Here is a 19,977-nt window from a genome sequence, read left to right as displayed (position 1 = left end):
AAAAGGAGTGTTGACATATGGCAGAATCGTGTATTTTTTGTAAAATTATTGACGGCGAAATCCCGTCGGCAAAGGTATATGAAGATGAAGACGTGTACGCCTTCCTCGACATCAGCCAAGTGACGAAAGGACATACCCTCGTCATCCCGAAACACCATACACAAGACGTGTACCACACCGATCCGGAAATAGCTGCCCGCCTGTTTTCGAAGGTACCAGCCATAGCGAACGCAATCAAAAAGCAGTATGAACCGATCGGAATGAATATCCTGAACAATAACGAAGCTCCGGCAGGACAGTCGGTTTTCCATCTACATATCCACCTGATTCCCCGCTACGGCGAAGGGGATGGGTTTGATGCCAAGTGGGAAGTGCATACCGACGACTACTCAAGCGATGACCTGCAGACAATCGCAGCCCAGATCGGGAGCCATCTTTAAAACAGCCGTCTTTTTTGATTTTTAACGAGCTTTTGATATAATATCTGCATACGATCGCAGGTGGTCATGAGGACACACCTGGACGTAAATACAGTAGAGACCAGCATAGTTGAGGAGAGGTTTGTAAATGAATATTCGAGTATTAGTCATGTTATCGTTGTTAGTAGGAATTGGAGCCGTGCTTCACGCCGTAGCACCGCCGTTTTTCTTCGGGATGCGTCCGGATATGATGCTTGCCATGATGTTCTTAGGGATTCTGATGTTTCCAAAAGTACCATATGTGCTTTTAATTTCCCTTGCGACTGCGTTCATATCCGCACTTACGACCACAGCCCCGGGCGGCCAACTGGCCAATATCATTGATAAGCCCGTTACTGCTTTCGCATTTTTCGCTCTCGTACTGATGACGAAGAAAATCTCTCATCATAAAGTCACACAGCCTGTACTTGCCGGCATCGGCACGATGATCAGCGGATCGATTTTCCTAGCCGTTGTTCTTTATATCATCGGGTTGATGGATGCCAGTTTCGGTATTATGTTCGCAACCGTCGTGTTGCCTGCAACTGCCTTTAACATCCTGTTCATCGCGGTAGTCTACCCGATTGCCACGAAAATCATGAAACGGACATCCATCGCCAAGACAGCCGCCGGTGTGACAGCAAAATAACAGCAGAGGATGCTGCAAGGGCACTACGGGCGTAGTGCCCTTGGTTTACTACTTCGAGGAGCAAGGAATTTTTTGTTGTTTTTCATGTTTCAATCATACATATTAAGAGAAAATATAAATAAGAGCCATTTTCGAAAGGAGACGGAATATGCCAAACGGTAAATCATTAGCTTTAGGTTTTCTTGTCGGAGGTACGGCAGCAGCCATTTACACCCTGCTTAATACGCCTTCTTCCGGGCGGGACTTCAGGGAGAACGCGAAACTGAGGAGTGAGAGTTTGAAGAACACCGTCCTCAGTTTGAAAGAAGAAGGATTCCAGTTGAAGGATCAGATTGCTCAGACTTCCAAAGAAGGCGCGGAGCTGATCAAAGAGCTTTCCGAAGACGTGAAGACTTCCATTGAAGGCTGGAAGCGTACCGTAGAGCCTCATCAGAAGAACATTCAAAAGTACTTGGAACAGATCGAAGAAAGCTTGAAAGAGCTGGAAGAGAAGGCCAAAGCAGAACAGCCGGGCCACACAACCCAGCCAAGTCATGAAGTCATTAACCACCAGTAAACGACACGGAATCCCGCTGCATGAAGCGGGATTCTTTTTTATTCAGCCGTCTGTTTGGAGTGTATATCAGATAGGGCTTGGTCGATTTCAGCTCTATGCAGATTTTTCACGAGCGATACTCCCCTTTTGTTCTTCACGTCTGTTTTTTTAAAAAGATTCTGAAACGACTCAAATTCCATGGAACGAATGGAAAATGAAATCCTCCATACTTTAAAAAATGTATTTTGACCCAAAACCTTGAAGCTTCCATCCAAAACGAACCAATTTATGTTAAAATACCTATACATTTATAGTTTGAAATCGTCAATCTCGGGAAAGTGTTCCATAAGAGAGGACACCCGGCTTCGAGAAATTTTTATACTATATCAGCACATTATATCTTGATAATTCATAGAAATTTTATATCATTAATAGTGGAGAAAGATATCATCGTAAACTAACGCATTATATCTTTTTATGTTAGGACAAACGTGTCAAAATATAAGCTAATACAAAACCAAAAGAAGGTGAGATGTATGAAGGATAAAGTTTCCAAGCGAGAGGCGATTTTCTATAGTCATAAAATGGCGCAGTTGTCCAAGGCGCTTTGGAAAGCCATCGAAAAGGATTGGCAAGATTGGATTAAGCCGTTCCAGTTGAACATTAATGAACACCATATTTTATGGATTGCTTACCATTTAAAAGGTGCGAGCATCTCAGAGATTTCAAAATATGGAGTCATGCATGTATCCACTGCCTTCAATTTCTCGAAGAAAATGGAAGAGCGAGGCCTTCTGCAGTTTTCCAAACGGGAAAATGATAAGAGAAACACGTACGTGGAATTGACTGCAGACGGAATCGAACTGTTGGAAGCAACACTAAATGAATACAATCCAGAAGATAATTCTGTGCTGCGTGGTGTGATGCCGATGACAGAAATGTATGGGAAATTACCGGAATTCCTTGATTTATCTGCCCTGATTAAAGAGATCTACGGAGATGAATATATGGAAATTCTAGAACGTTCTCTTGAGAATATTGAGCAGGAGACAAACATCAAACAGCCTACGGATATCGAAAGTTACAAGCAACAGTCTAAATCTTCGTAAATAACAGGCAATAAAACTTCCTCGTAACCGATTCGGGGAAAGGGTTTTTTATGGTTTATGTAGTAGTAATAGTCTGCTGATCAACTCTTCGTACAATCCTTCTTCTAAAAGAGCTTCCAAGGATTCGCCGACAGGGAGCTTGGGACAGAGCATCCCGGCATAGTGCAGCAGCAGCGGCGTATGATCCATCAATCCGATTTCCTTCTCCTGTTCATAGCGAGCTTCTAACGTATCCAGCAGGTGCATCGTCTGCCGATACTCCCTCTTTGTCACTTCCCGATCAATAACCAGCCTTGTAAAAGGATATCTATCCATCTCTTCCACGTCCAGCAGCAACTGCAAATGAAACGCACATAAATCCCCATTATTTTCTTTATTCACAATCTTCCCTCCACAACGCCTTGTTAACGCTTTATTTACAGGGGTTACCTATCCGTTCCCTGCAAGTTTAAAAGACAATCATTTTTTTACATAAAACCTATTGCTTTTTGTGTAGAAACATACTATTATTCCATTTGTGCCGCTTAATCGGCTGTCAAACAATCAAACATATCTTATTGATATTCATTATACAATTACACCATTTTTAGTAGCAAGGGAGGGATTCTTATGATGAACTGCTGGAAATCAGTCAACATCAATAAAGAATTCGGCTTGAATCGTCTTTTACTCATGTCTTTCATGACAGGTTTACTGTCGTTTTTACTTTTGTATCTGCCTTTTTCCATGATTCATGGCAGCCACGATGTGAACGATCGAGGCTTTCTGCCATTTCTATTACTGATGTTCTTTCTGCCGTCGATTCACCGGCTGATGCACATGCTGCCACTTATTCTTAGTTATAAGAGGCTGCACGTTAAGTTCCGGGTCAAGAAAAGATGCGTTCCGACTTTCACCTACCAATGCAAGACAAAGCTTTCGAAACAGACATCCATCGCTATGGCTCTTGCGCCAACGATGTTAATTACGTTTCCGGCGTTGATCATGGGATATATGTTCCCTCACTACTTCGCTTACTTTGTCCTGCTGGCATCTGTGAACATCGGCCTGTCTTTCCCGGATTACCTTTATCTGAATCATTTCGCGAAAGCACCGAAGAAATGCCTGATCGAAAACGCCAAGGAAGGATACGACATCCTTATCCACCAGCCTAAAGCGTGACAATAAAACAGCGCCCGTTAAAAGGGGCGCTGTTTTTTATCATGAGGGGTGTTTTTTCTGTTCATTCCATCCAAATTTTGATAGAGTAGTTTCATAGGGAATAAAGGAGGTTCTTCAACATGGCAATTGGATTCAGCTTGTACGCGCTCGTCATTCTATTCGTGTTTAATTCACTCACTCATTCCTTATGCTTAAAGACGAAAATGTCGAATGAAAAGCAAACCCGCGTCTTCCGGACTATTAATGTGTTGATTACAATCTTATTGATTTCATCATATGTGGAAGTACTGAATACACTATAAGAAGCAGGCAGGCAGGTTCTCCTAACCCGGCCTGTTTTTTTATGTCTTCCATCGCATCCACTTCTTATTCCCCCTTCTGCTATAAGAAAAACGTCGATTAACCAATTATTCACACATTTTATAGGGTCCATATAGAACTGACGAAGGAAAATATGTTATATTAACTCATAGGCTGTTAAGATAAAACCTCTACGTCAGGAAAACTACATTACAGGTTTAGGAGTGTCCAAGCTATGAAGAAAATAGTCATAAGTGCTGCCTTAGCAGCAAGTGTACTTACCCTGTCCGCATGTTCATCGGATGCCGATGAGTCCGAAGCGGTCGTGAAAACAAAAGATGGAGAAGTGACGAAGGAAGAGTTCTACCAGGAACTGCAAAACCAGGCTGGAGAGCAAGTCCTGAATCAACTTGTCCTGGAAGAAGTGCTGAAGAGCAACTACGAAGTTTCCGATGAGGAAGTCGACAAAGAATTGCAGAAGATCAAAGACCAAACCGGTGATCAATTTGAAGACCTTCTGAAACAGAGCAATATTAAAGATGAAGATGAATTCAAAGAAACGCTTCGTTTAAGCCTACTGCAGGAAAAAGCAGCGACTGAGGACATCGAAGTCAAAGAAGAAGAAGTGAAGGAATATTATGACCGCATGAAGACGGAACTTCAAGCGAGCCATATCCTTGTAGAAGATGAAGAAACAGCGAAGGAAGTCGAGCAGAAACTTGCCGACGGGGGAGATTTTGCTGAGCTTGCGAAAGAATACTCCACAGATACAAGTGCAGAGAGCGGTGGAGAACTCGGCTGGTTCGGTCCGGGACAAATGGTTGAAGAGTTTGAAGATGCTGCATACGGATTGGAAAAAGGCGAAGTAAGTGACCCTGTCCAAACTTCTTATGGATTCCACATCATCAAACTTACAGATACGCGTGAGGTGGAAGACGTAGGTTCTTACGAAGATGAAAAAGCTGAAATTGAACGCACACTGAAGAGCAGCAAGCTCGATCAAGCTGCCATTCAGGAAAAAATGGATCAAATCATCGAGGATGCCAATCCTGATGTGAAAATCGACCAATTCAAAGATCTTTTCGATAAAGAAGAAGCCGATTCCGAGCAGCAGACAGAAGAATAATACTCCATCAAAAAAGCCAGGTGAGCATTCACCTGGCTTTTCATTTGGAAACGACTGCCTTCTTCTTCCGCTCCCGTTCCTGTTCCATCCGCTTTAAATACACTTGCCCTTCCCTCTCGATATGTTCCTGCTCCAGACTCTGCTCCGCTTTCATTGCACGGAATGCCATATAGCCGCTTAAAAATATAAAAACAACACACAAGATGACCCAAATTGGAAATCCGAATAGCATGGATATATCCTCCCTATCCCATTTGTCACTATCTTATGTAGGAAAGAAGTAGTTTATGAACAAGCTTCTCCATTAAGCTGCACTTTCCTTTTTCTCCAGCCTGTGAAACATGACACTATATACTCCGGCACTCAACAAAGCGAAGACTCCTAACAATACAAAGGTCATGGTAAAGCCTAAGTAGTTGGAGAGGATGAGGCTGAATGGTGCTAATAAACGCCCGAGGGTAAACCTCAACGATGCAGCTGAGAAATATTGACCGCGCATATCTTCCGGGGCAAGCTTCGATACAAAGCTCTCCTGTATACCGACGACCATCAATTCAGCAAACGTAAAGAGTGCCATGGCGAGGACAAATACCCAAATGGATTGCGTGAAACCGTACAAAACAATCCCGCATGCGTACAAGAGACTCGAACCGATAAAAACCCATTTTTCTTTATAACGAGTCATCCATCTGGTGACAATGACCGTGAACAAAGCAACAAGCAGGCCATTTTCAGCCAAAATCAAACCGAAGGCCCTTTCGCCGGAAACGGTCCATTCCCAATTCCCGAATGCAAGCAGGGTTTGATTATCGATGACTTCACTTGTGTACACAGCTATCAATAAATCAAGCTGCATGAATGTTTGAGCGACGAGGACACCGGCCACAATGAACAAGAGGAACAGCTTGTCCGTTGCGATGAGTCTGTAAGCAGCCAATTCCTCCCATAAGACGGCAAAGAACCCTTTCCCCTCTGTTTTATGACGCTCTTTCACCTGCACCGTTTCTTCAAGGAAATACCAAAGCACAAAGGCAAGCACTGCGGTAACGACGATCCCTGTCAAAAGCATCTCAAATCGGTGCTCATAGAAAACGTAACTCCCGATCAACGGTCCGATGACGACCGCGATATTAATGGACGTATAGAACACAGCGAAAACACCTGCGCGGTGCTTCTCTTCCACGACATCCGCCACCATTGCGTGCGAAGCCGGCCAGTATAACGCTCCGAAAACCCCGAGCAGGCTGAAAGCCGTGAAGGTCAACCAAGGTGAATCCAGCCAGGGGGAATTCGCAGCAGCAAACAGCACGAATGCCCCGCATTCTCCAAGAGCTGAGAAAACCATCATCTTCTTTCGGCCGAAACGATCGGCACAATAGCCGCCGGTCAGACTGGCGACGACCGAAAATGCCTGTGACATGATCAACATCAGGCCGGCTTGATCTTTTCCGAAAGAACGTTCAAAAAAGATGGTCATGAAAGGGAAGAATGCCCAGAACAGTACATTCATCGTCCCTTCTCCAAACAAACGTATCTTTAAATTTCTATCCCAGTCTTTCCACTTCATTCTTTATTTCTCCTGTCCATATAAAATGCTCCACTTCCACACATGTTCCATCATACGGCATCGTGCGCATAAGCAGAGCACCATCCTTTTTATTACGATGTTAACTCGATCGTATGGGCAGAGCGGAAATGCACAGACAAGTCGCTTCTCCATGAGAAAAGCAGCACCTGATTCCTCAAAGAAATATCTTCCAGAATCTGCAGCATCGTATCAAGACGATCCTTATCAAAATGGACAAACGCATCATCCACAAGAAACGGAAGCTGGAACGAATCCGCCATGGTTTCCGCCAAGGCAAGACGGAAGGAAACATACAACTGGTCCCTCGTACCTCTGGATAGTTCTTCAGGATTGTAGACGACGCCATCCCCATCCCTTACCTGTATAACCTCCGTACCTTCCGAAAGAAAAATCTCCCCGTACTTGCCCTTCGTAAGCTTATGAAAATAACGTTCCGCCGCATCCATCACACGAGGTAGATAGCCATCCTTGTACGCTTGCTTGGTTTTTCTAAGAAACTGAAGTGCCATTTGATATTTCGCCCACTCTTTCACTTGTTCCTGAAGGCGGTCTTTCTCTGTTTGAAAACGATGTGCCGTTTCCGAGCGCCGACCGGAACGTTCCAGTGATTGAAGCTTGCTTGTCGTTTCCACAAGCAATTTCTGGGTATCTTTCTTCTTCGCTTCCAGCTGCTCTTTCTCTGCCTGAAATTTCTCCACTGTTGCATGAAGAAACGATTCGTCAGGGACCATCGACCATACGGCGTATTCCTGCTGCTCTTCGTCCGACAGCATTCCCTCCACTCTTTGTCCGAGTTCATAAAGCCGTGCGTGAAGATCTTCTGCTTCCTCTTTCTCCTTCGACTTCAACAGGAAGTCTTCTTCCTTATCAACACCTGCCATGGAAAAAAGCTCATACTTTTTATCCTGATAGACTTTCATCCGATCCAGGCAGGTTTTCGCCTTTTCCTTCATTCCTAAAATGGATTGTTCCAGCTGCTGCCTTCTTTCATCGATCCTTTCCTGCTCATGAATCCAGTCCGAGAGCCGCTGCCATCCTCTCTGCACATCCTTCGAGTTAAATTCCCAATTCATCTGGTGATGAAAAGCTTTCAGCCGCTCTTCAGAAAGAAGAAGCTGCTCTCTATTCTCTTCCATTCTCTTCACCGTTTGATTCAACTCCAACTTCTTATCCCGGGCTCTCGTCAATAGATGATAGAGTTTTTCCCAATAAGCGAGCTGCAACGATGTCAGGAATGGGTACAGACTTTTCTGTTCGTCGATGCCGGCGTCCAGTCTATTCTTTCTCTGCGACAAATGGCTGCGCTTTTCCTCAAGTCGAATCTCCTCTTGGCTGAGTCGTTTCCATTGTTGGTGCAAATGTTCCCACTCCGCCTGAAGCTTTTCCTCTCTCTTCATCTGTCTTCTCGCTTCCTCCAGACCGTGCGGGGATATAGGAAGCTTATTTGCCGCAGATACAGCGAGGATGCGGATCCTTTTATGACTCATAAAGGCGGCTGATCCGCTTATGGCGGCGAGTCCAAGGAGGAGTAGATAAAACCATCCATTACCAGCGCCTGATGCAATCAGAATACCGATAAACAGGACAAAACCCACAGCTGCACCTGCACCAACCGTTCTCCGTTTATAGAGCTGATCCTTTGTCGTACGTCCCTGTCTGTCCGGATTGGAAGCGGCAGCCGACTCATAAGCAGCTTCTATCTGCTTTTCATACCTGTCCCGCTGATCCCTGCTGATCCGTTCTTCCTCGATCTCTGCCTTTCGGACTTCTACACGATCAAAAGTCCGCGACATCTCCGTCCACTGTTCTTCTATACGACGCTCTTCCTGCTCCACCATTTGGGACTCTGCATGTAGATCACGCCATGTTTCCTCAATATAGAAAGGCAGAGTATACTCGTCGAGTTCCTCCACTCCCACCGGAACATCCATATTCTTCAAGTCCCTGTTGACAGATTCATTCAAGGACAGTCGGCGCTCTTCCAACTGTTCCTGTTCATGGCTGAGCCTCTCGTAACCCTCTTTTTCAGCTAAAACAGACGGGGCCAACCCCCCCATATCTTCATCCACCTTGTCCAGGAGTTCCGCCTGTTCCTCTCTCAGCTCTTCTATCCTGCTTTCCAGCATTCTTTGTTCCGACTCTAACGGAAGCAGAGATTCTCTTAACTGCTGGTAACGTTCTCTTCCGGACACCGGGAAGGGGAGGTTCTTATCTTTGCCTTCCGCCTCTTCCTTCGTTTGGTGATACTGCAGCAGCACCGGCCTCGCTTTGATTAGCTGCTGTGCTCTGTATAGACGGTTCAAATTCTCCTGCCACGCTTGGTCAAGATAATCGAGCTCCTCGCGCGTACGCTTCTCTTCCTCCAGGAATCGCCGGTAATCTTTCTCTTCCATTTCAGCCGCTCTTCGCTCGCGATCGAGAGTTTCCAATCGTTGCAGCTGCTCGTTAATGATCGGCTTTCTCCCTTTCGGCTTAAAACGGTCTTCCGTCATCTTCTCCAACCATTTCTCAGTTTGATAAATTTCGTCGGACCCTGTGAGACCGATATTCAGCAGTAACTCGCCAAGATTTTCTCCGGTAACTTCCTCCAGGGAAAGAAGGTCTTCAGAATTGAAGCTGAATATCGATTGATACACATGCCGATCAGCGGCTCCGAGAAGCTCTCCTAACCATTCTTCCCCATATTCTTCCCCTGTTTCCATCCTGCAGACGGCACGGCCGTTATGACGATCATGGATGCGCTCGATCGATACGACCCCTTCTGTTTCCGTCTCTATCACCAACCGCCCCCCCATTGCTCCGCCGGATTTCGGCAGATAACGTTCCCTTTGTTTTGGATTCATACCGAAAAGCATGAACAGGATGAATTGATACAACGTCGACTTACCTGCTTCATTCGGGCCGGTTAACAGGTTCACCTGAGTAGTGGAGAGTTCCATCGACTGGTCGTTCCATTTTCCGAATCCGTAAATTTTCCACTCGAGGATTTTCACTCGCTGTTCTCTCCCTTCCATAACCGGTCAATGGTCAGCGCCTTCGCTTCCTGCATGATGGAAAGTCGTTCTTCGCTGGACATCTCTGCCGCATATTTAGCTATTTTCCGATGTTGAAAGACTGGAGCCAGCCATTCCTCCAGTTCTGCGTCCCCTATCTCATCAGATATCTTTAAGAGCTCACCAGGAAAGTGGTTTCCACGTCGAAGTTCCGCTTCTTCCCAGCCAGGCTGATCATTAATAACGACACGATCGATCCATATCCAATCTTCCCTGTTTACATCTTCCGCTTCGTTCAGGACTTCCACCCACTCATCGACTGTCCCTTGCTCTGCCCATCGCTTGAGCACTCCACCTTCTGCTGTCAGCGTCACCTCCAGCATAACAGCAGACTTCGCTCCACCGACTTGCGACTTCGCTTCGTCTAATGCCTGTTCAATCGCCTGTGGATGATCGGATAAACAAGCTGCCTTCTTCGCTTCGAACGTTACCGTATGCAGCGGCAGGAAGCTGCGGCTCCAGGTTCCGTCTTTATTTTCCACCAGATAGCAGCCTTTTTCCCCTTGTTCCTTCATGGATCTTCCCTGGATGTTTCCCGGATACACGATTGGCGGATCCTCGGAAAGTATGCTTCGCTTATGAATATGACCGAGCGCCCAGTAGTCCATGTCACGCTCCCTCAATTCACTTATTGTGAACGGAGCATATACATCATGATCGCTGTTCGAATCCAAGCTGCCGTGGAGCATTCCGATATGATATGCCGGGGCCCTGTACGCTTGTATTCGAGTGCTTTTCTGTCTTCCACCGCTTTTGTTTCATAACTGAAGCCATATATATGAGCGAGTGGCTCCCCCTGCTTTTCATATATAAAATGTTCTACATTCTCTGATCGAAAAATATGTACATTGTCAGGGAACTCAATCGGATCTTCCATCCCCTTCGTAAAGTCATGGTTACCGTAGCTTAAAAACACAGGGATTCCAAACTTCTTCAAGCGTTTGAATCCTTCCCGGAGGTGAACCTGTGCTTTCAGACTCCGGTTTTCTTCATTATATAAGTCACCGGTAATCAGCACAAAATCCACCTCATGCTCAATAGCTGCCTGGACCAGCTTATCGAATGCATGGAAGGTACTTTCGCGCAGCTGCTCCAGTATACGATCATCGAGATGTCCCTTCGTCTTGAAGAGGCTGTCGAGGTGCAGGTCCGCACTGTGGATGAAACGGATCGGTTTATGCATGTAGACTTTCCCCTTTTCCAAAAGCTTTGTCTTCATTTTACCAAACGAAAGAAACGAATGCACGTTCCCCTATAACACAAAAAAGATCTGCGGAAGCCATCTCCCGCAGATCTCCAGCTTTATTTTTCCTTTTTAGATAATTGAAGGGCCGTCTTCACATCCTTGAGTGACGTGGATTTCCCGTACATGAGAACACCGCCGCGGTAAATCCTTGCACCGATGACGGCAAGCAGTACGATCGATCCAATAAGAACCCCTAGGGATAAAGCTACTTCCCAACCGGGTACATCCAGCATACCTACACGCAGGAACATAAGCAGCGGCGTAAAGAATGGGAAATACGAGGCTGCCGTGATGAATGTGGCATCCGGCATGCTTAAGCCCACTATTGCCAGGAAGAAGGCGATGACGATCATCATGATCATCGGTGCAACGATCTGCTGGGCGTCCTCCAGTCTGCTGACAAGAGAACCGAGCATAGCTGCAAGCGTAGCATAAAGCAGATAGCCAAGCAGGAAGAAGATGACGGCATAGATAATGGTCATCGGCTCAATATTGGTCAGACCGATGAAGCTGAGGAACGTATCTTCGCCTCCATCAGCGCTCTGTTTCAAGCCAATATACCCTGCCAGGATAAAGACGGCAAACTGAGTCAAACCGAGCAGAGCAATTCCGATGATTTTTGCAAACATCTGCGATACAGGTGAGACGGAAGAAATGAGTATTTCCATAACGCGGCTCGACTTCTCCGTCGCCACTTCCGTCGCTATCATATTGCCGTACATGATGACGGAAAAATACATAAAGAACAGCATGATGTAGACGATCCCACGCGTTTGTTCCAATTCTTCGGCCGTTTTTGCACTCTCTTCCAAAGCTACCAACTCGAAGACGACCGGCTGATTAATCTGCTGAAGGACTTCCGGATCGACGTTCGCATCTTGTGTCACCTGAAGGACCTTCATTTGTTCCAGTGCTTGGCGGACAGGTTCACTCTCTCCTGTATTAGCGATCTGATCCGCATAATACGTCGCGAAAGGCAGGCCGGATTCATCCGCTTCTATTTCGATAATGGAATCATAATTGCCGGATTCCACTTCCTCTTTAGCTTCATCGAGGTTCCCTTTGTAATTCGTTAATTCCATCTCTTCATTGGTCGATAGTGTCTGTTCCAGAGCAGCGTACCATTCCGGATTTTCAGAAAGGACTGCTACTTCCCGGCTGTCTTCTTCTCCTGAGAATGTTTCGATGATGGATTGAAGGTTGGAAACTAGAAAAATAAGAGCAACCATCACAACCGTCGTGATGACGAATGACTTCGACTTCACTCTGTTTTTATAGGCATGCCCCATCATAATGAAGAATTTATTCATAGGAAGACCCCACTTTCTCAATGAAAATATCATTCAAGGTAGGCTCTTCTAAATCGAAGGTGCGTACGAATCCTTTCCCATGAAGCGCTTCGAACACGCGGCCGGCAACCGATTCCTCCGCAATCTGCAATTCGCATCCTTCCGACATGGACTTGTAAGCCGTCACCCCTTCCACCGCCTCCAAGTAGGACGTATCGAAGTCCGCATGTACACGGATATTCTTTTTTCCGAAAGAACGTTTAATGTCCTTCAACTTTCCATGGACAACCGGGCGGCCGTGATGCATGATGCATAAATGCTCACACAATTCTTCTACATGCTCCATCCGGTGGGAAGAGAAAACAATCGACGTGCCCGCTTCTTTCAAATCGACGACAGCAGACTTAAGCATCTCTACATTAACCGGGTCTAATCCGGAAAAAGGCTCATCGAGAATCAGCAGCTTCGGCTTATGTAAAACGGCAGATATGAACTGAATTTTTTGCTGGTTTCCTTTGGACAACTCCTCGACTCGTTTCTGTTCATACTCCGGCACTTTGAAACGTTCGAGCCAGGCTTTAACTTCCTTTACGGCTTCTGCCTTCTTCATCCCGCGTAAAGAGGCGAGATAGACGAGTTGGTCACGAACCTTCAGTTTCGGATACAGCCCTCTTTCCTCCGGTAAATAACCAATTAAATGACTCTTATCGTAACCGACGGTCTCGCCCTCCCACGTAATCTCTCCTGCTGATTGATCCAGCAGCCCGAGAATCATCCGGAACGTTGTCGTTTTTCCCGCACCATTCGCACCAAGAAACCCGAAGATCTGCTTTTCCGGTATTTCCAGCGATAAATCATTCACAGCTGTAAACGACCCGAACTGCTTCGTCACAGATTTTAATTTCAATGTCATGCCTTTCTCTCCCCTTTCTGTACTCTATACGTACGCCCTCTTTGAACAAAAGGTTTCATAATCAAGGAAAATAAAAGAAATCCAGCTTCCATGCAGGATTTTCCCGTATGAAAAGCCAATGTAAGAAAATGAACGATTATTCACCTGAGGAGGCATTGCCATGAAGCGTTACTACTTAACCGTATTCGAAAAGGACGGCACAAATGTACTGGATGAAGCATTCGAAGCAGAGAACGATGACAAAGCGAAAGATATTGGTTCTCAAAAGTTAGCAGAGAAGGGATACGACAGCTACACTCACCGCTGTGTAGCTCCGGACGGCCGTCTCGTCCTGTTTCACCGATGAAATAAATCAAGCCACGCATCTTCAGGTGCGTGGCTTTCCTACTTTTTTATCTCCCGGTAAAATGTGGTCTTCGCTTTTCAACGAATGCACGAACGCCTTCTTCATGATCGGCGGTCTGCCTCAGCTGCCACTGCGCTTCCCTCTCATCTGCAAGATAACGCTGCAGTTGAGGCATTTGATATTGATGGTAGATCTGCTTTGTTGCAATCATCGAAGATAATGGACGCCTGCTCCAATAGGCAGCGAACGTATCCGCTTCAGCCTGTATGTCTCCCTCTACAACTTTATCCACCAGTTTATGCTCGAGAGCTTGTTCGGCCGTCATCTGTTCTCCAGCCCAGACGAAGTGCTTTGCTTGATGGGTTCCAAGCCGTTCTTGAAGCCAGAAATGACCTCCTCCATCCGGAGCGAGACCAATACCAATGAAATTCATCGAAAGCTTAGCATCCGCATCCGCGATAATATAATCAGCCGAAAGGGCAATGCTTAATCCTAATCCTACAGCTGGTCCGTGAACAGCGGCTATGACAATCTTAGGCATACGGAATATCGACGTCACGATGGATTCAATATGATCCATAACAGCAGCAAATACATCTTTATCCGCCACTTCCGTCATCATCGTAACATCCCCACCCGCACAAAATCCCTGCCCGTCTCCTGAAAGGACGACAATCTGCGCCTCACACGCCTCTACATCGTGGAGCGCCTGGACAAATTCCTTAAGCATTCCCGCATCAAGGCATTGTATTTCTCCCCTCGGGCGATTTTCAAATGGACGACATTATCTTTTTCTTCTATGATATATCGACTCATATCCATTCCCCTTCGTTGATAAGAATTGAACCATGCATACTCTTTCGTGAATGACCATTCATTTTCCTGCTTTGATCGACAGCATTCCCTTGTTTTTTCCCTTTTCATCTTTAAAAAGGCAAAAAAAAACGCCGCCCTTTTCAGGCGGCGTGTACGAATTACTTACTGTTGAGGTGCTTCCGGGTTACCGTAAAGCTCTTCCAACGGCTTCGTGATGATGCGGCTGATGTCATTGATAACCGTGTTCAGACGCTGTTCTTCTTCCATAAGCTTGGAGATTTGAGGGTGCTGCTGAACAAGCTCTACCACGTTGCGTGCCTGTTCCACTTCTTCCTCTGTAATTTCCTGACCCTGCATTTGTTTCTGCTGCAGGTTGATTTGTGTTTCGCGGAAATCATCGAACATTTTCTTCGCAGCTTCGTCGTTCATGACTGCTTCATAAGCACTTTTCAGTCCGTTGAATTCCTCGCTGTTGCGGATTGCTTTCTCAAGATCATATGCGTGATCGTATAGGTTTGACATAATTTACGTACCTCCTAAGATTTCGTTCTTTCAAAACTCCTACCCCACTATAACAAACTCATTTCGTTCTGTATAGGAATTACCGGTTATCCCATCAATAAGACAATCAATCCCTGTAATATTCCGATTAATCCACCGAGAAGAGCACCAAGATACGTAATCATCTTAAATTCCCTTCTGGAAATGCCGAGAACCATTTCCTCCAGTCGATCGACTTGAAAGGCTTCCACTTCTTCCTGAACAATGTCTGCAAGTTTCATCGTAGACATGAGACCTTCTATCTTCGAGGATAACAGGACGATCGATTTCTGAACGACCACAGGTACAAACTCTTCTACAATCTTCTTCTGATAAGGAGCTGTCCACTCCTGTACCGTCCGGTTCATCCACTCTTCCACAGGGAGGGCGTTGGAGGCTGCCCTGCCTAGAGTTTTGCTGATCGTCCGGCTTCCGACCTTATCTTCAAAGAAACCGACCGGCTGCTCGAGCAGCTTGTCCTTCTCTTTACGAAGCATCGACTGCAGCCAGTCATTCATCTCTCTATCGGAAACATACTTTAGTATAAGGGGATAAATACGCTCCGTCAGTCCCTCCGGACCGATGAATGAGGAAATCATGCTGCCAAGAAAACCTTGGTTGTCCATATAATTTTCAATGAGTGCCTCCACTTTCTCCCGGCCTTCCCCACTTCGGAAGTATTGTTCGACGCTCGCCTGCAGATGTCCGGCCAGAGCTTCTATACTTTCGTCCGCCTGTTCCAGCCATTGCTCTTTCAGAACCTCTTTAAGCGGAACCGTGCGATATCGTTCCATAACCAGATCATAACGCTCTTCGACCCATGCTTCTATCTGTTGTTCCAACTTAGCGGTCGAAACGTCCACGTGATACTTGTTGAGCAGGTCACGTAAAGGCTTGTCCTGCTGCAGTAATTTTTGAACCTCACGGCCGGCAAACGCGGTCATCTGTTCCTGAAATTTCGGATGCTCCAATTTCCTTCGAAGTCCTTCTGCTGTCAACAGATGGTTGACGACCATCTTTCCAAGCTGCTGCGCCAGTTCTTTCTGACGCTTAGGAATCAACCCGGGTGTAAATGGAAGTCGGAATTTCCCTATATAAACCGCCCGGTACGGACGGAAAAGCATCTTAATAGCCAATGAATTCGTCAAACCACCAATCAGGGCCCCGATGGCGACCATCATGATGATGAGTAGTACTGGATTCATGTTCAACCTTCTTTCCAATCATAGTGTACCAAGTATAATCGATTTCCACGTCTCGTGCCAATAAGAGAAGAAGCGCTTCCTTTCCTCATCGTTTCTGCCATATCGGGCAGAATGTAAAAAAGGAGGTGAGAAAATGACGAAGAAGCGAAAGGAAGCTCCCGAAGGAAAAGATAAATATGAGCTGGATGTCGACCGTATGATCAATGAAGGTATGGCCGGCGGCACGGTCCTCCCTGTGTACGGCAGAGAACAAATAGGAGAAGCCCATGAGATCCCGGAACAGGCAGAAAATAAGAAAGACGGGAAATAAAAAAAAGCTGTCGCTAAAAGGTCTGGGTTCCAGACGCGGTGAAGCGACAGCTTTCTTTATTCCGACGAGCTCATCGGCTTTTAACAATCATTTGAACGGCTTCATTAATTAAATCCTCCGCTGATTCTCCTTCTTCATGTGCCTGACGAATGCATCCTTCCAGGTTCTTCGCCACGATGTACCCGATTGCACGGTCCATTGCAGAACGGGCAGCGGAAAGTTGGGTGATGACATCTTTGCAGTCCTTTTCTTCTTCCATCATCTTCAACACGCCCCGGACCTGTCCTTCAATTCTCTTCAACCGATTCTTGGTCTCCTGACCGTAGACGCTTTTTTCCTTCAATTGATCCATGTCTTTTTCCTCCTCTCCACTAACACCCTTTATCTTATTTTGATAACAGCGCTTTGCGTAATTCCTATATTGTACTACTATATTATTAAATATTCTAATGAAAAGGAAGAGAGCCGAGCTATGACGATAATCGATCAACTCACACGTATATACCCTTCGATCTTATTACAGAAACCTAAAAACAGAAAAGAGGCAGCAAAATTCCAATGGTTTACGACGGAGGACGGCGATTTGGTCGGTATTGACAAAGCTGCACTTCACGATAAAGAAGCAGACCTGCTGTCGATTTTCCTCACGCCGATCAACGAGAAGCACGGGGAGCCGACAAGAGAAGCCCAATGGCGGCAGATACTTAAAGGCCAGGACAAAGCTCCTGATTTCCATCCGCCTCGCGCCTTTCGTTTCTTAATCTTCTCCATCAAGGATACAACGCCTGATAAGGAATCGATACAAGAAGCTTTCCAATCGCTTTTCCCGGAGGAAGTACCAATTCTTTGGAAGAATAACCGGGAAGGAATGATTATTGAAGAAGTATTTCAGGAAAATCAGGAACTGCTCACTTTGGAAGGCATCCCGGACATATTGATGAGCGATCTCTATACCGACATCCGCTTCTATGTCAGTGATACGGAAACGCATATTCAAGATGCGCGCACCGTATTCCTCTGGTCCGAAAGGGCAGCAGCTATTGCAGCCGATTATCATTTGGGTCCCGTCGTGTCCTCCATCGAAATCCTGCCGTACCTTTTTCTAGATTCTCTGAACAGAGAGGATTGGAATTATATGAAACGAACCGTTTTTTCAGATATGGACGAGGAGAAGGAACTGCTTGATACCATCCGGGTGTTCCTCGAGTCCGGTTCCAACACGACTCTCGCGGCTAAGAAATTGTATATGCACCGGAACAGCCTGCAATACAGGGTCGACAAATTCATTGAAAGAACAGGACTGGATGTAAAGAAATTTGAAGTGGCAGTCCCGGTATATCTGGCTCTTTTGCAAATGGAACAGTAACATCCGACAAAGTGCACAAACCAATTCGACAGAGGTTTGTGCACTTTGTCCATTTACCAGATCAAGGAACTCCGCTACACTGAAGCTAATAAGAAAACGTTTTCAGAAAGCGTTTTTAAAAATTAGCACAGGGGGAAATGATCATGGCAGAGTTAATGTTGAAGAATATCGATAAGATCTATGATAAAAATGTGAAAGCGGTAGATGATTTCAATTTACATATCGACGATAAAGAGTTTATCGTTTTCGTCGGTCCTTCCGGCTGTGGAAAATCCACCACTCTCCGGATGATTGCCGGATTGGAAGAAATCAGCGGCGGCGACTTCATGATCGATAATAAGCGCATGAATGATGTTGCTCCTAAAGACCGCGATATCGCGATGGTATTCCAGAACTATGCCTTGTACCCGCACATGAACGTTTATGATAATATGGCATTCGGCCTGAAGCTCCGTAAAATGGACAAGAGTGAAATTGAGCGACGCGTAAACAATGCTGCCAAGATTCTTGGTCTGGAAGCTCTTTTAGACCGTAAACCGAAAGCGTTATCAGGCGGACAACGCCAGCGTGTTGCGCTGGGTCGTGCCATCGTACGTGATGCCAAAGTGTTCTTAATGGATGAACCGCTCTCCAACTTGGATGCGAAACTTCGTGTGCAAATGCGTGCCGAGATTCAGAAGCTGCACCAGCGCCTGCAGACGACAACGATTTATGTTACCCACGACCAGACGGAAGCGATGACAATGGCGACGAGACTTGTCGTTATGAAAGACGGAATTATTCAGCAGGTCGGTGCTCCTAAAGAAGTTTATGACAAGCCGGATAACGTATTTGTCGGTGGTTTCATCGGTTCTCCCGCCATGAACTTCCTGAACGGAACGCTGGCAGATGGGCACATTGAGCTCGGTGAAATTAAGATTGCCGTTCCTGAAGGTAAGATGAAGCCGCTTCGCGAGCAGAATTATATCGGCAAAGATATTATTCTCGGCGTCCGACCGGAAGATATGCACGACGAACCTTTGTTCATTGACGCCAACCAGGATAAGAAAATCACAGCTGATATCGAAGTTGCGGAATTAATGGGATCCGAATCCTACCTGTACTCCAAAGTAAACGATCAGGAATTTATCGCACGTGTGGACTCCCGCTCAGACATTCAAGGCGGAGATAAGATTGAATTAGCGATCGACATGAACAAAGTCCACTTCTTCGACAAAGATACAGAACTTCGCATCCATTAATATACGTCAATTTTACAGCCACCGATTTCACGTATAAACGAAAAGAATCCGGCAGAACCAATAATGGTCATGCCGGATTCTTTTTTTCATTCCTCTCCTTACATCTGCCGGATATCCTGCCACCCGCATGAATCACATACAAACAAATGAACACATGTACCGGTACCAGAGTTCTCCACTCCGTCCACGAGATCGGTGGCATTCTGATCGAGATAAGGACTGTAATCATCGAAATAATCCGCCGCACGGCCTTCGTCCTTCATGAGGTTCGGGCATCGCGGGCAGTTATACTCCCGGTCCCCCCAGCCATTGCATGCACTGCATTCCTGCATAAGTGGACTCCTTTAACAAAAATAAGGAGGAAGGGCTCACCCTTCCTCCTTCGTCACCAATATTTATTTTTGGTATCCACCGAACTGTTGTTCAGCCATTTGTACAAGACGCTTAGTGATCTCTCCACCTACAGAACCGTTAGCGCGAGCTGTAGTGTCAGCACCAAGTTGTACGCCGAATTCTTGAGCGATTTCGTATTTCATTTGGTCTAGAGCTTGTTGTACGCCAGGTACAACCAACTCGTTTGAACTGTTGTTGTTAGCCATCGTGTCTCACCTCCTGTCCTGTGTAATCGTAGTATGGGTCGGACATCTGTTTTTTATGTCAAAAAAAACAGAGGAAATTTTTGGAGATAAAACGAAAAGAGATCACGATGGCTGAAAATCCTTGGTA

25 protein-coding genes are annotated in these 19,977 nt (G+C 45.9%); 11 read left to right on the top strand and 14 right to left on the bottom strand.

The window, feature by feature from the left end; genetic code table 11:
* The first annotated feature begins 17 nt into the window (after positions 1-17).
* The 4 genes from D479_RS06010 (at position 18) to D479_RS05995 (ending at position 2,751) form a co-directional block, all read left to right on the top strand.
* Positions 18-440, top strand: coding sequence for an HIT family protein (locus D479_RS06010; RefSeq protein ID WP_008634773.1), 423 nt, complete (start codon positions 18-20; stop codon positions 438-440).
* A gap of 127 nt (positions 441-567) precedes the next feature.
* Complete coding sequence (locus D479_RS06005) at positions 568-1,107, top strand: tryptophan transporter (protein ID WP_008634771.1); 540 nt, start codon at positions 568-570, stop codon at positions 1,105-1,107.
* A gap of 148 nt (positions 1,108-1,255) precedes the next feature.
* The gene (locus D479_RS06000) at positions 1,256-1,663 is read left to right on the top strand and encodes a YtxH domain-containing protein (protein WP_008634769.1); all 408 of its coding nucleotides are present in this window, start codon (positions 1,256-1,258) and stop codon (positions 1,661-1,663) included.
* A 515-nt stretch (positions 1,664-2,178) separates the two neighbouring features.
* Positions 2,179-2,751 (top strand): HTH-type transcriptional regulator Hpr, encoded by a 573-nt coding sequence (locus D479_RS05995; protein WP_008634767.1) that lies wholly within the window; start codon positions 2,179-2,181, stop codon positions 2,749-2,751.
* A 48-nt stretch (positions 2,752-2,799) separates the two neighbouring features.
* On the opposite strand, the gene D479_RS05990 is transcribed toward D479_RS05995, so the two are convergent.
* Positions 2,800-3,132 carry a DUF1878 family protein gene (locus D479_RS05990; RefSeq protein WP_008634765.1) on the bottom strand — a complete coding sequence of 111 codons (333 nt, stop codon included), beginning with the start codon at positions 3,130-3,132 and terminating at the stop codon, positions 2,800-2,802.
* A gap of 228 nt (positions 3,133-3,360) precedes the next feature.
* Here D479_RS05990 and D479_RS05985 point away from each other — a divergent pair, with 228 nt between their 5' ends.
* The 3 genes from D479_RS05985 to D479_RS05975 all read left to right on the top strand — a co-directional run bounded on the left by D479_RS05985 (position 3,361) and on the right by D479_RS05975 (position 5,338).
* Positions 3,361-3,912 (top strand): metalloprotease family protein, encoded by a 552-nt coding sequence (locus D479_RS05985; protein WP_008634763.1) that lies wholly within the window; start codon positions 3,361-3,363, stop codon positions 3,910-3,912.
* Between the two features lie 119 nt (positions 3,913-4,031).
* The gene (locus tag D479_RS05980) at positions 4,032-4,214 is read left to right on the top strand and encodes a hypothetical protein (RefSeq protein ID WP_008634761.1); all 183 of its coding nucleotides are present in this window, start codon (positions 4,032-4,034) and stop codon (positions 4,212-4,214) included.
* A gap of 233 nt (positions 4,215-4,447) precedes the next feature.
* Entirely contained in the window at positions 4,448-5,338 is an 891-nt protein-coding gene (locus D479_RS05975; protein WP_008634760.1) for a peptidylprolyl isomerase, read from the top strand.
* A gap of 40 nt (positions 5,339-5,378) precedes the next feature.
* Here the strand turns inward: D479_RS05975 and D479_RS05970 are convergent, their stop codons facing one another.
* The 7 genes from D479_RS05970 to D479_RS05945 form a co-directional block, all read right to left on the bottom strand.
* Complete coding sequence (locus D479_RS05970; RefSeq protein WP_008634758.1) at positions 5,379-5,570, bottom strand: sporulation YhaL family protein; 192 nt, start codon at positions 5,568-5,570, stop codon at positions 5,379-5,381.
* Positions 5,571-5,642: 72 nt separating this feature from the next.
* Positions 5,643-6,905 carry an MFS transporter gene (locus tag D479_RS05965; RefSeq protein ID WP_008634757.1) on the bottom strand — a complete coding sequence of 421 codons (1,263 nt, stop codon included), beginning with the start codon at positions 6,903-6,905 and terminating at the stop codon, positions 5,643-5,645.
* 92 nt (positions 6,906-6,997) lie between these two features.
* On the bottom strand, positions 6,998-9,919 hold the full coding sequence (locus tag D479_RS05960) for an AAA family ATPase (RefSeq protein ID WP_008634756.1): 2,922 nt from the start codon (positions 9,917-9,919) through the stop codon (positions 6,998-7,000).
* On the bottom strand, positions 9,916-10,587 hold the full coding sequence (locus D479_RS19830; protein WP_051989378.1) for a hypothetical protein: 672 nt from the start codon (positions 10,585-10,587) through the stop codon (positions 9,916-9,918). Before D479_RS19830 ends, D479_RS05960 begins: the two co-directional genes overlap by 4 nt.
* 20 nt (positions 10,588-10,607) lie before the next feature.
* Positions 10,608-11,162 carry a DNA repair exonuclease gene (locus tag D479_RS19825; protein ID WP_193743869.1) on the bottom strand — a complete coding sequence of 185 codons (555 nt, stop codon included), beginning with the start codon at positions 11,160-11,162 and terminating at the stop codon, positions 10,608-10,610.
* Between the two features lie 119 nt (positions 11,163-11,281).
* Positions 11,282-12,535 (bottom strand): ABC transporter permease, encoded by a 1,254-nt coding sequence (locus D479_RS05950; protein ID WP_008634755.1) that lies wholly within the window; start codon positions 12,533-12,535, stop codon positions 11,282-11,284.
* Entirely contained in the window at positions 12,528-13,427 is a 900-nt protein-coding gene (locus tag D479_RS05945) for an ABC transporter ATP-binding protein (protein ID WP_008634754.1), read from the bottom strand. Before D479_RS05945 ends, D479_RS05950 begins: the two co-directional genes overlap by 8 nt.
* A gap of 160 nt (positions 13,428-13,587) precedes the next feature.
* Here D479_RS05945 and D479_RS05940 point away from each other — a divergent pair, with 160 nt between their 5' ends.
* Entirely contained in the window at positions 13,588-13,773 is a 186-nt protein-coding gene (locus D479_RS05940; RefSeq protein ID WP_008634753.1) for a YhzD family protein, read from the top strand.
* A gap of 46 nt (positions 13,774-13,819) precedes the next feature.
* On the opposite strand, the gene D479_RS05935 is transcribed toward D479_RS05940, so the two are convergent.
* From D479_RS05935 to D479_RS05925, 3 genes are all read right to left on the bottom strand, one after another.
* A complete protein-coding gene (locus D479_RS05935) occupies positions 13,820-14,503 on the bottom strand; it encodes an enoyl-CoA hydratase (RefSeq protein WP_008634751.1) in 684 nt (227 codons plus the stop codon).
* A gap of 248 nt (positions 14,504-14,751) precedes the next feature.
* Positions 14,752-15,111 carry a YlbF family regulator gene (locus tag D479_RS05930; protein WP_008634748.1) on the bottom strand — a complete coding sequence of 120 codons (360 nt, stop codon included), beginning with the start codon at positions 15,109-15,111 and terminating at the stop codon, positions 14,752-14,754.
* 86 nt (positions 15,112-15,197) lie between these two features.
* Complete coding sequence (locus tag D479_RS05925) at positions 15,198-16,334, bottom strand: DUF445 family protein (RefSeq protein WP_008634747.1); 1,137 nt, start codon at positions 16,332-16,334, stop codon at positions 15,198-15,200.
* A 133-nt stretch (positions 16,335-16,467) separates the two neighbouring features.
* On the opposite strand from D479_RS05925, the gene D479_RS20645 reads away from it, so the two are divergent.
* The gene (locus tag D479_RS20645; protein ID WP_008634745.1) at positions 16,468-16,644 is read left to right on the top strand and encodes a hypothetical protein; all 177 of its coding nucleotides are present in this window, start codon (positions 16,468-16,470) and stop codon (positions 16,642-16,644) included.
* 70 nt (positions 16,645-16,714) lie between these two features.
* Here the strand turns inward: D479_RS20645 and D479_RS05920 are convergent, their stop codons facing one another.
* Positions 16,715-16,996, bottom strand: a complete 282-nt coding sequence (locus D479_RS05920) for a metal-sensitive transcriptional regulator (RefSeq protein ID WP_008634743.1) — start codon at positions 16,994-16,996, stop codon at positions 16,715-16,717.
* Positions 16,997-17,116: 120 nt separating this feature from the next.
* On the opposite strand from D479_RS05920, the gene D479_RS05915 reads away from it, so the two are divergent.
* Positions 17,117-18,010: a helix-turn-helix domain-containing protein gene (locus D479_RS05915; RefSeq protein ID WP_008634741.1), complete on the top strand. Its 894-nt coding sequence runs from the start codon at positions 17,117-17,119 to the stop codon at positions 18,008-18,010.
* Positions 18,011-18,153: 143 nt separating this feature from the next.
* Entirely contained in the window at positions 18,154-19,251 is a 1,098-nt protein-coding gene (gene ugpC, locus D479_RS05910; RefSeq protein ID WP_008634738.1) for a sn-glycerol-3-phosphate ABC transporter ATP-binding protein UgpC, read from the top strand.
* A gap of 98 nt (positions 19,252-19,349) precedes the next feature.
* Here the strand turns inward: ugpC and D479_RS05905 are convergent, their stop codons facing one another.
* Both D479_RS05905 and D479_RS05900 read right to left on the bottom strand, forming a co-directional pair.
* Complete coding sequence (locus D479_RS05905) at positions 19,350-19,583, bottom strand: hypothetical protein (RefSeq protein WP_008634736.1); 234 nt, start codon at positions 19,581-19,583, stop codon at positions 19,350-19,352.
* Positions 19,584-19,646: 63 nt separating this feature from the next.
* Entirely contained in the window at positions 19,647-19,850 is a 204-nt protein-coding gene (locus D479_RS05900; protein ID WP_008634733.1) for an alpha/beta-type small acid-soluble spore protein, read from the bottom strand.
* Positions 19,851-19,977 lie beyond the last annotated feature (127 nt).

Origin of the sequence: Halobacillus sp. BAB-2008, assembly GCF_000328325.1 — a bacterium.
Classification (GTDB): domain Bacteria; phylum Bacillota; class Bacilli; order Bacillales; family Halobacillaceae; genus Halobacillus.
This window is presented reverse-complemented; position numbering and strand designations above follow the sequence as displayed.

What these genes read in the sequence shown, in the direction of transcription:
- D479_RS05935 (WP_008634751.1), bottom strand. Translation starts at nt 14,503, where the DNA reads ATGCTTAAGGAATTTGTCCAGGCGCTCCACGATGTAGAGGCGTGTGAG.
- D479_RS19830 (WP_051989378.1), bottom strand. Translation starts at nt 10,587, where the DNA reads ATGGACTACTGGGCGCTCGGTCATATTCATAAGCGAAGCATACTTTCC.
- D479_RS06010 (WP_008634773.1), top strand. Translation starts at nt 18, where the DNA reads ATGGCAGAATCGTGTATTTTTTGTAAAATTATTGACGGCGAAATCCCG.
- D479_RS06000 (WP_008634769.1), top strand. Translation starts at nt 1,256, where the DNA reads ATGCCAAACGGTAAATCATTAGCTTTAGGTTTTCTTGTCGGAGGTACG.
- D479_RS05985 (WP_008634763.1), top strand. Translation starts at nt 3,361, where the DNA reads ATGATGAACTGCTGGAAATCAGTCAACATCAATAAAGAATTCGGCTTG.
- D479_RS06005 (WP_008634771.1), top strand. Translation starts at nt 568, where the DNA reads ATGAATATTCGAGTATTAGTCATGTTATCGTTGTTAGTAGGAATTGGA.
- D479_RS05980 (WP_008634761.1), top strand. Translation starts at nt 4,032, where the DNA reads ATGGCAATTGGATTCAGCTTGTACGCGCTCGTCATTCTATTCGTGTTT.
- ugpC (WP_008634738.1), top strand. Translation starts at nt 18,154, where the DNA reads ATGGCAGAGTTAATGTTGAAGAATATCGATAAGATCTATGATAAAAAT.
- D479_RS05950 (WP_008634755.1), bottom strand. Translation starts at nt 12,535, where the DNA reads ATGAATAAATTCTTCATTATGATGGGGCATGCCTATAAAAACAGAGTG.
- D479_RS05925 (WP_008634747.1), bottom strand. Translation starts at nt 16,334, where the DNA reads ATGAATCCAGTACTACTCATCATCATGATGGTCGCCATCGGGGCCCTG.
- D479_RS19825 (WP_193743869.1), bottom strand. Translation starts at nt 11,162, where the DNA reads ATGCATAAACCGATCCGTTTCATCCACAGTGCGGACCTGCACCTCGAC.
- D479_RS05975 (WP_008634760.1), top strand. Translation starts at nt 4,448, where the DNA reads ATGAAGAAAATAGTCATAAGTGCTGCCTTAGCAGCAAGTGTACTTACC.
- D479_RS05970 (WP_008634758.1), bottom strand. Translation starts at nt 5,570, where the DNA reads ATGCTATTCGGATTTCCAATTTGGGTCATCTTGTGTGTTGTTTTTATA.
- D479_RS05965 (WP_008634757.1), bottom strand. Translation starts at nt 6,905, where the DNA reads ATGAAGTGGAAAGACTGGGATAGAAATTTAAAGATACGTTTGTTTGGA.
- D479_RS05940 (WP_008634753.1), top strand. Translation starts at nt 13,588, where the DNA reads ATGAAGCGTTACTACTTAACCGTATTCGAAAAGGACGGCACAAATGTA.
- D479_RS05905 (WP_008634736.1), bottom strand. Translation starts at nt 19,583, where the DNA reads ATGCAGGAATGCAGTGCATGCAATGGCTGGGGGGACCGGGAGTATAAC.
- D479_RS05945 (WP_008634754.1), bottom strand. Translation starts at nt 13,427, where the DNA reads ATGACATTGAAATTAAAATCTGTGACGAAGCAGTTCGGGTCGTTTACA.
- D479_RS05900 (WP_008634733.1), bottom strand. Translation starts at nt 19,850, where the DNA reads ATGGCTAACAACAACAGTTCAAACGAGTTGGTTGTACCTGGCGTACAA.
- D479_RS05930 (WP_008634748.1), bottom strand. Translation starts at nt 15,111, where the DNA reads ATGTCAAACCTATACGATCACGCATATGATCTTGAGAAAGCAATCCGC.
- D479_RS05995 (WP_008634767.1), top strand. Translation starts at nt 2,179, where the DNA reads ATGAAGGATAAAGTTTCCAAGCGAGAGGCGATTTTCTATAGTCATAAA.
- D479_RS20645 (WP_008634745.1), top strand. Translation starts at nt 16,468, where the DNA reads ATGACGAAGAAGCGAAAGGAAGCTCCCGAAGGAAAAGATAAATATGAG.
- D479_RS05920 (WP_008634743.1), bottom strand. Translation starts at nt 16,996, where the DNA reads ATGGATCAATTGAAGGAAAAAAGCGTCTACGGTCAGGAGACCAAGAAT.
- D479_RS05915 (WP_008634741.1), top strand. Translation starts at nt 17,117, where the DNA reads ATGACGATAATCGATCAACTCACACGTATATACCCTTCGATCTTATTA.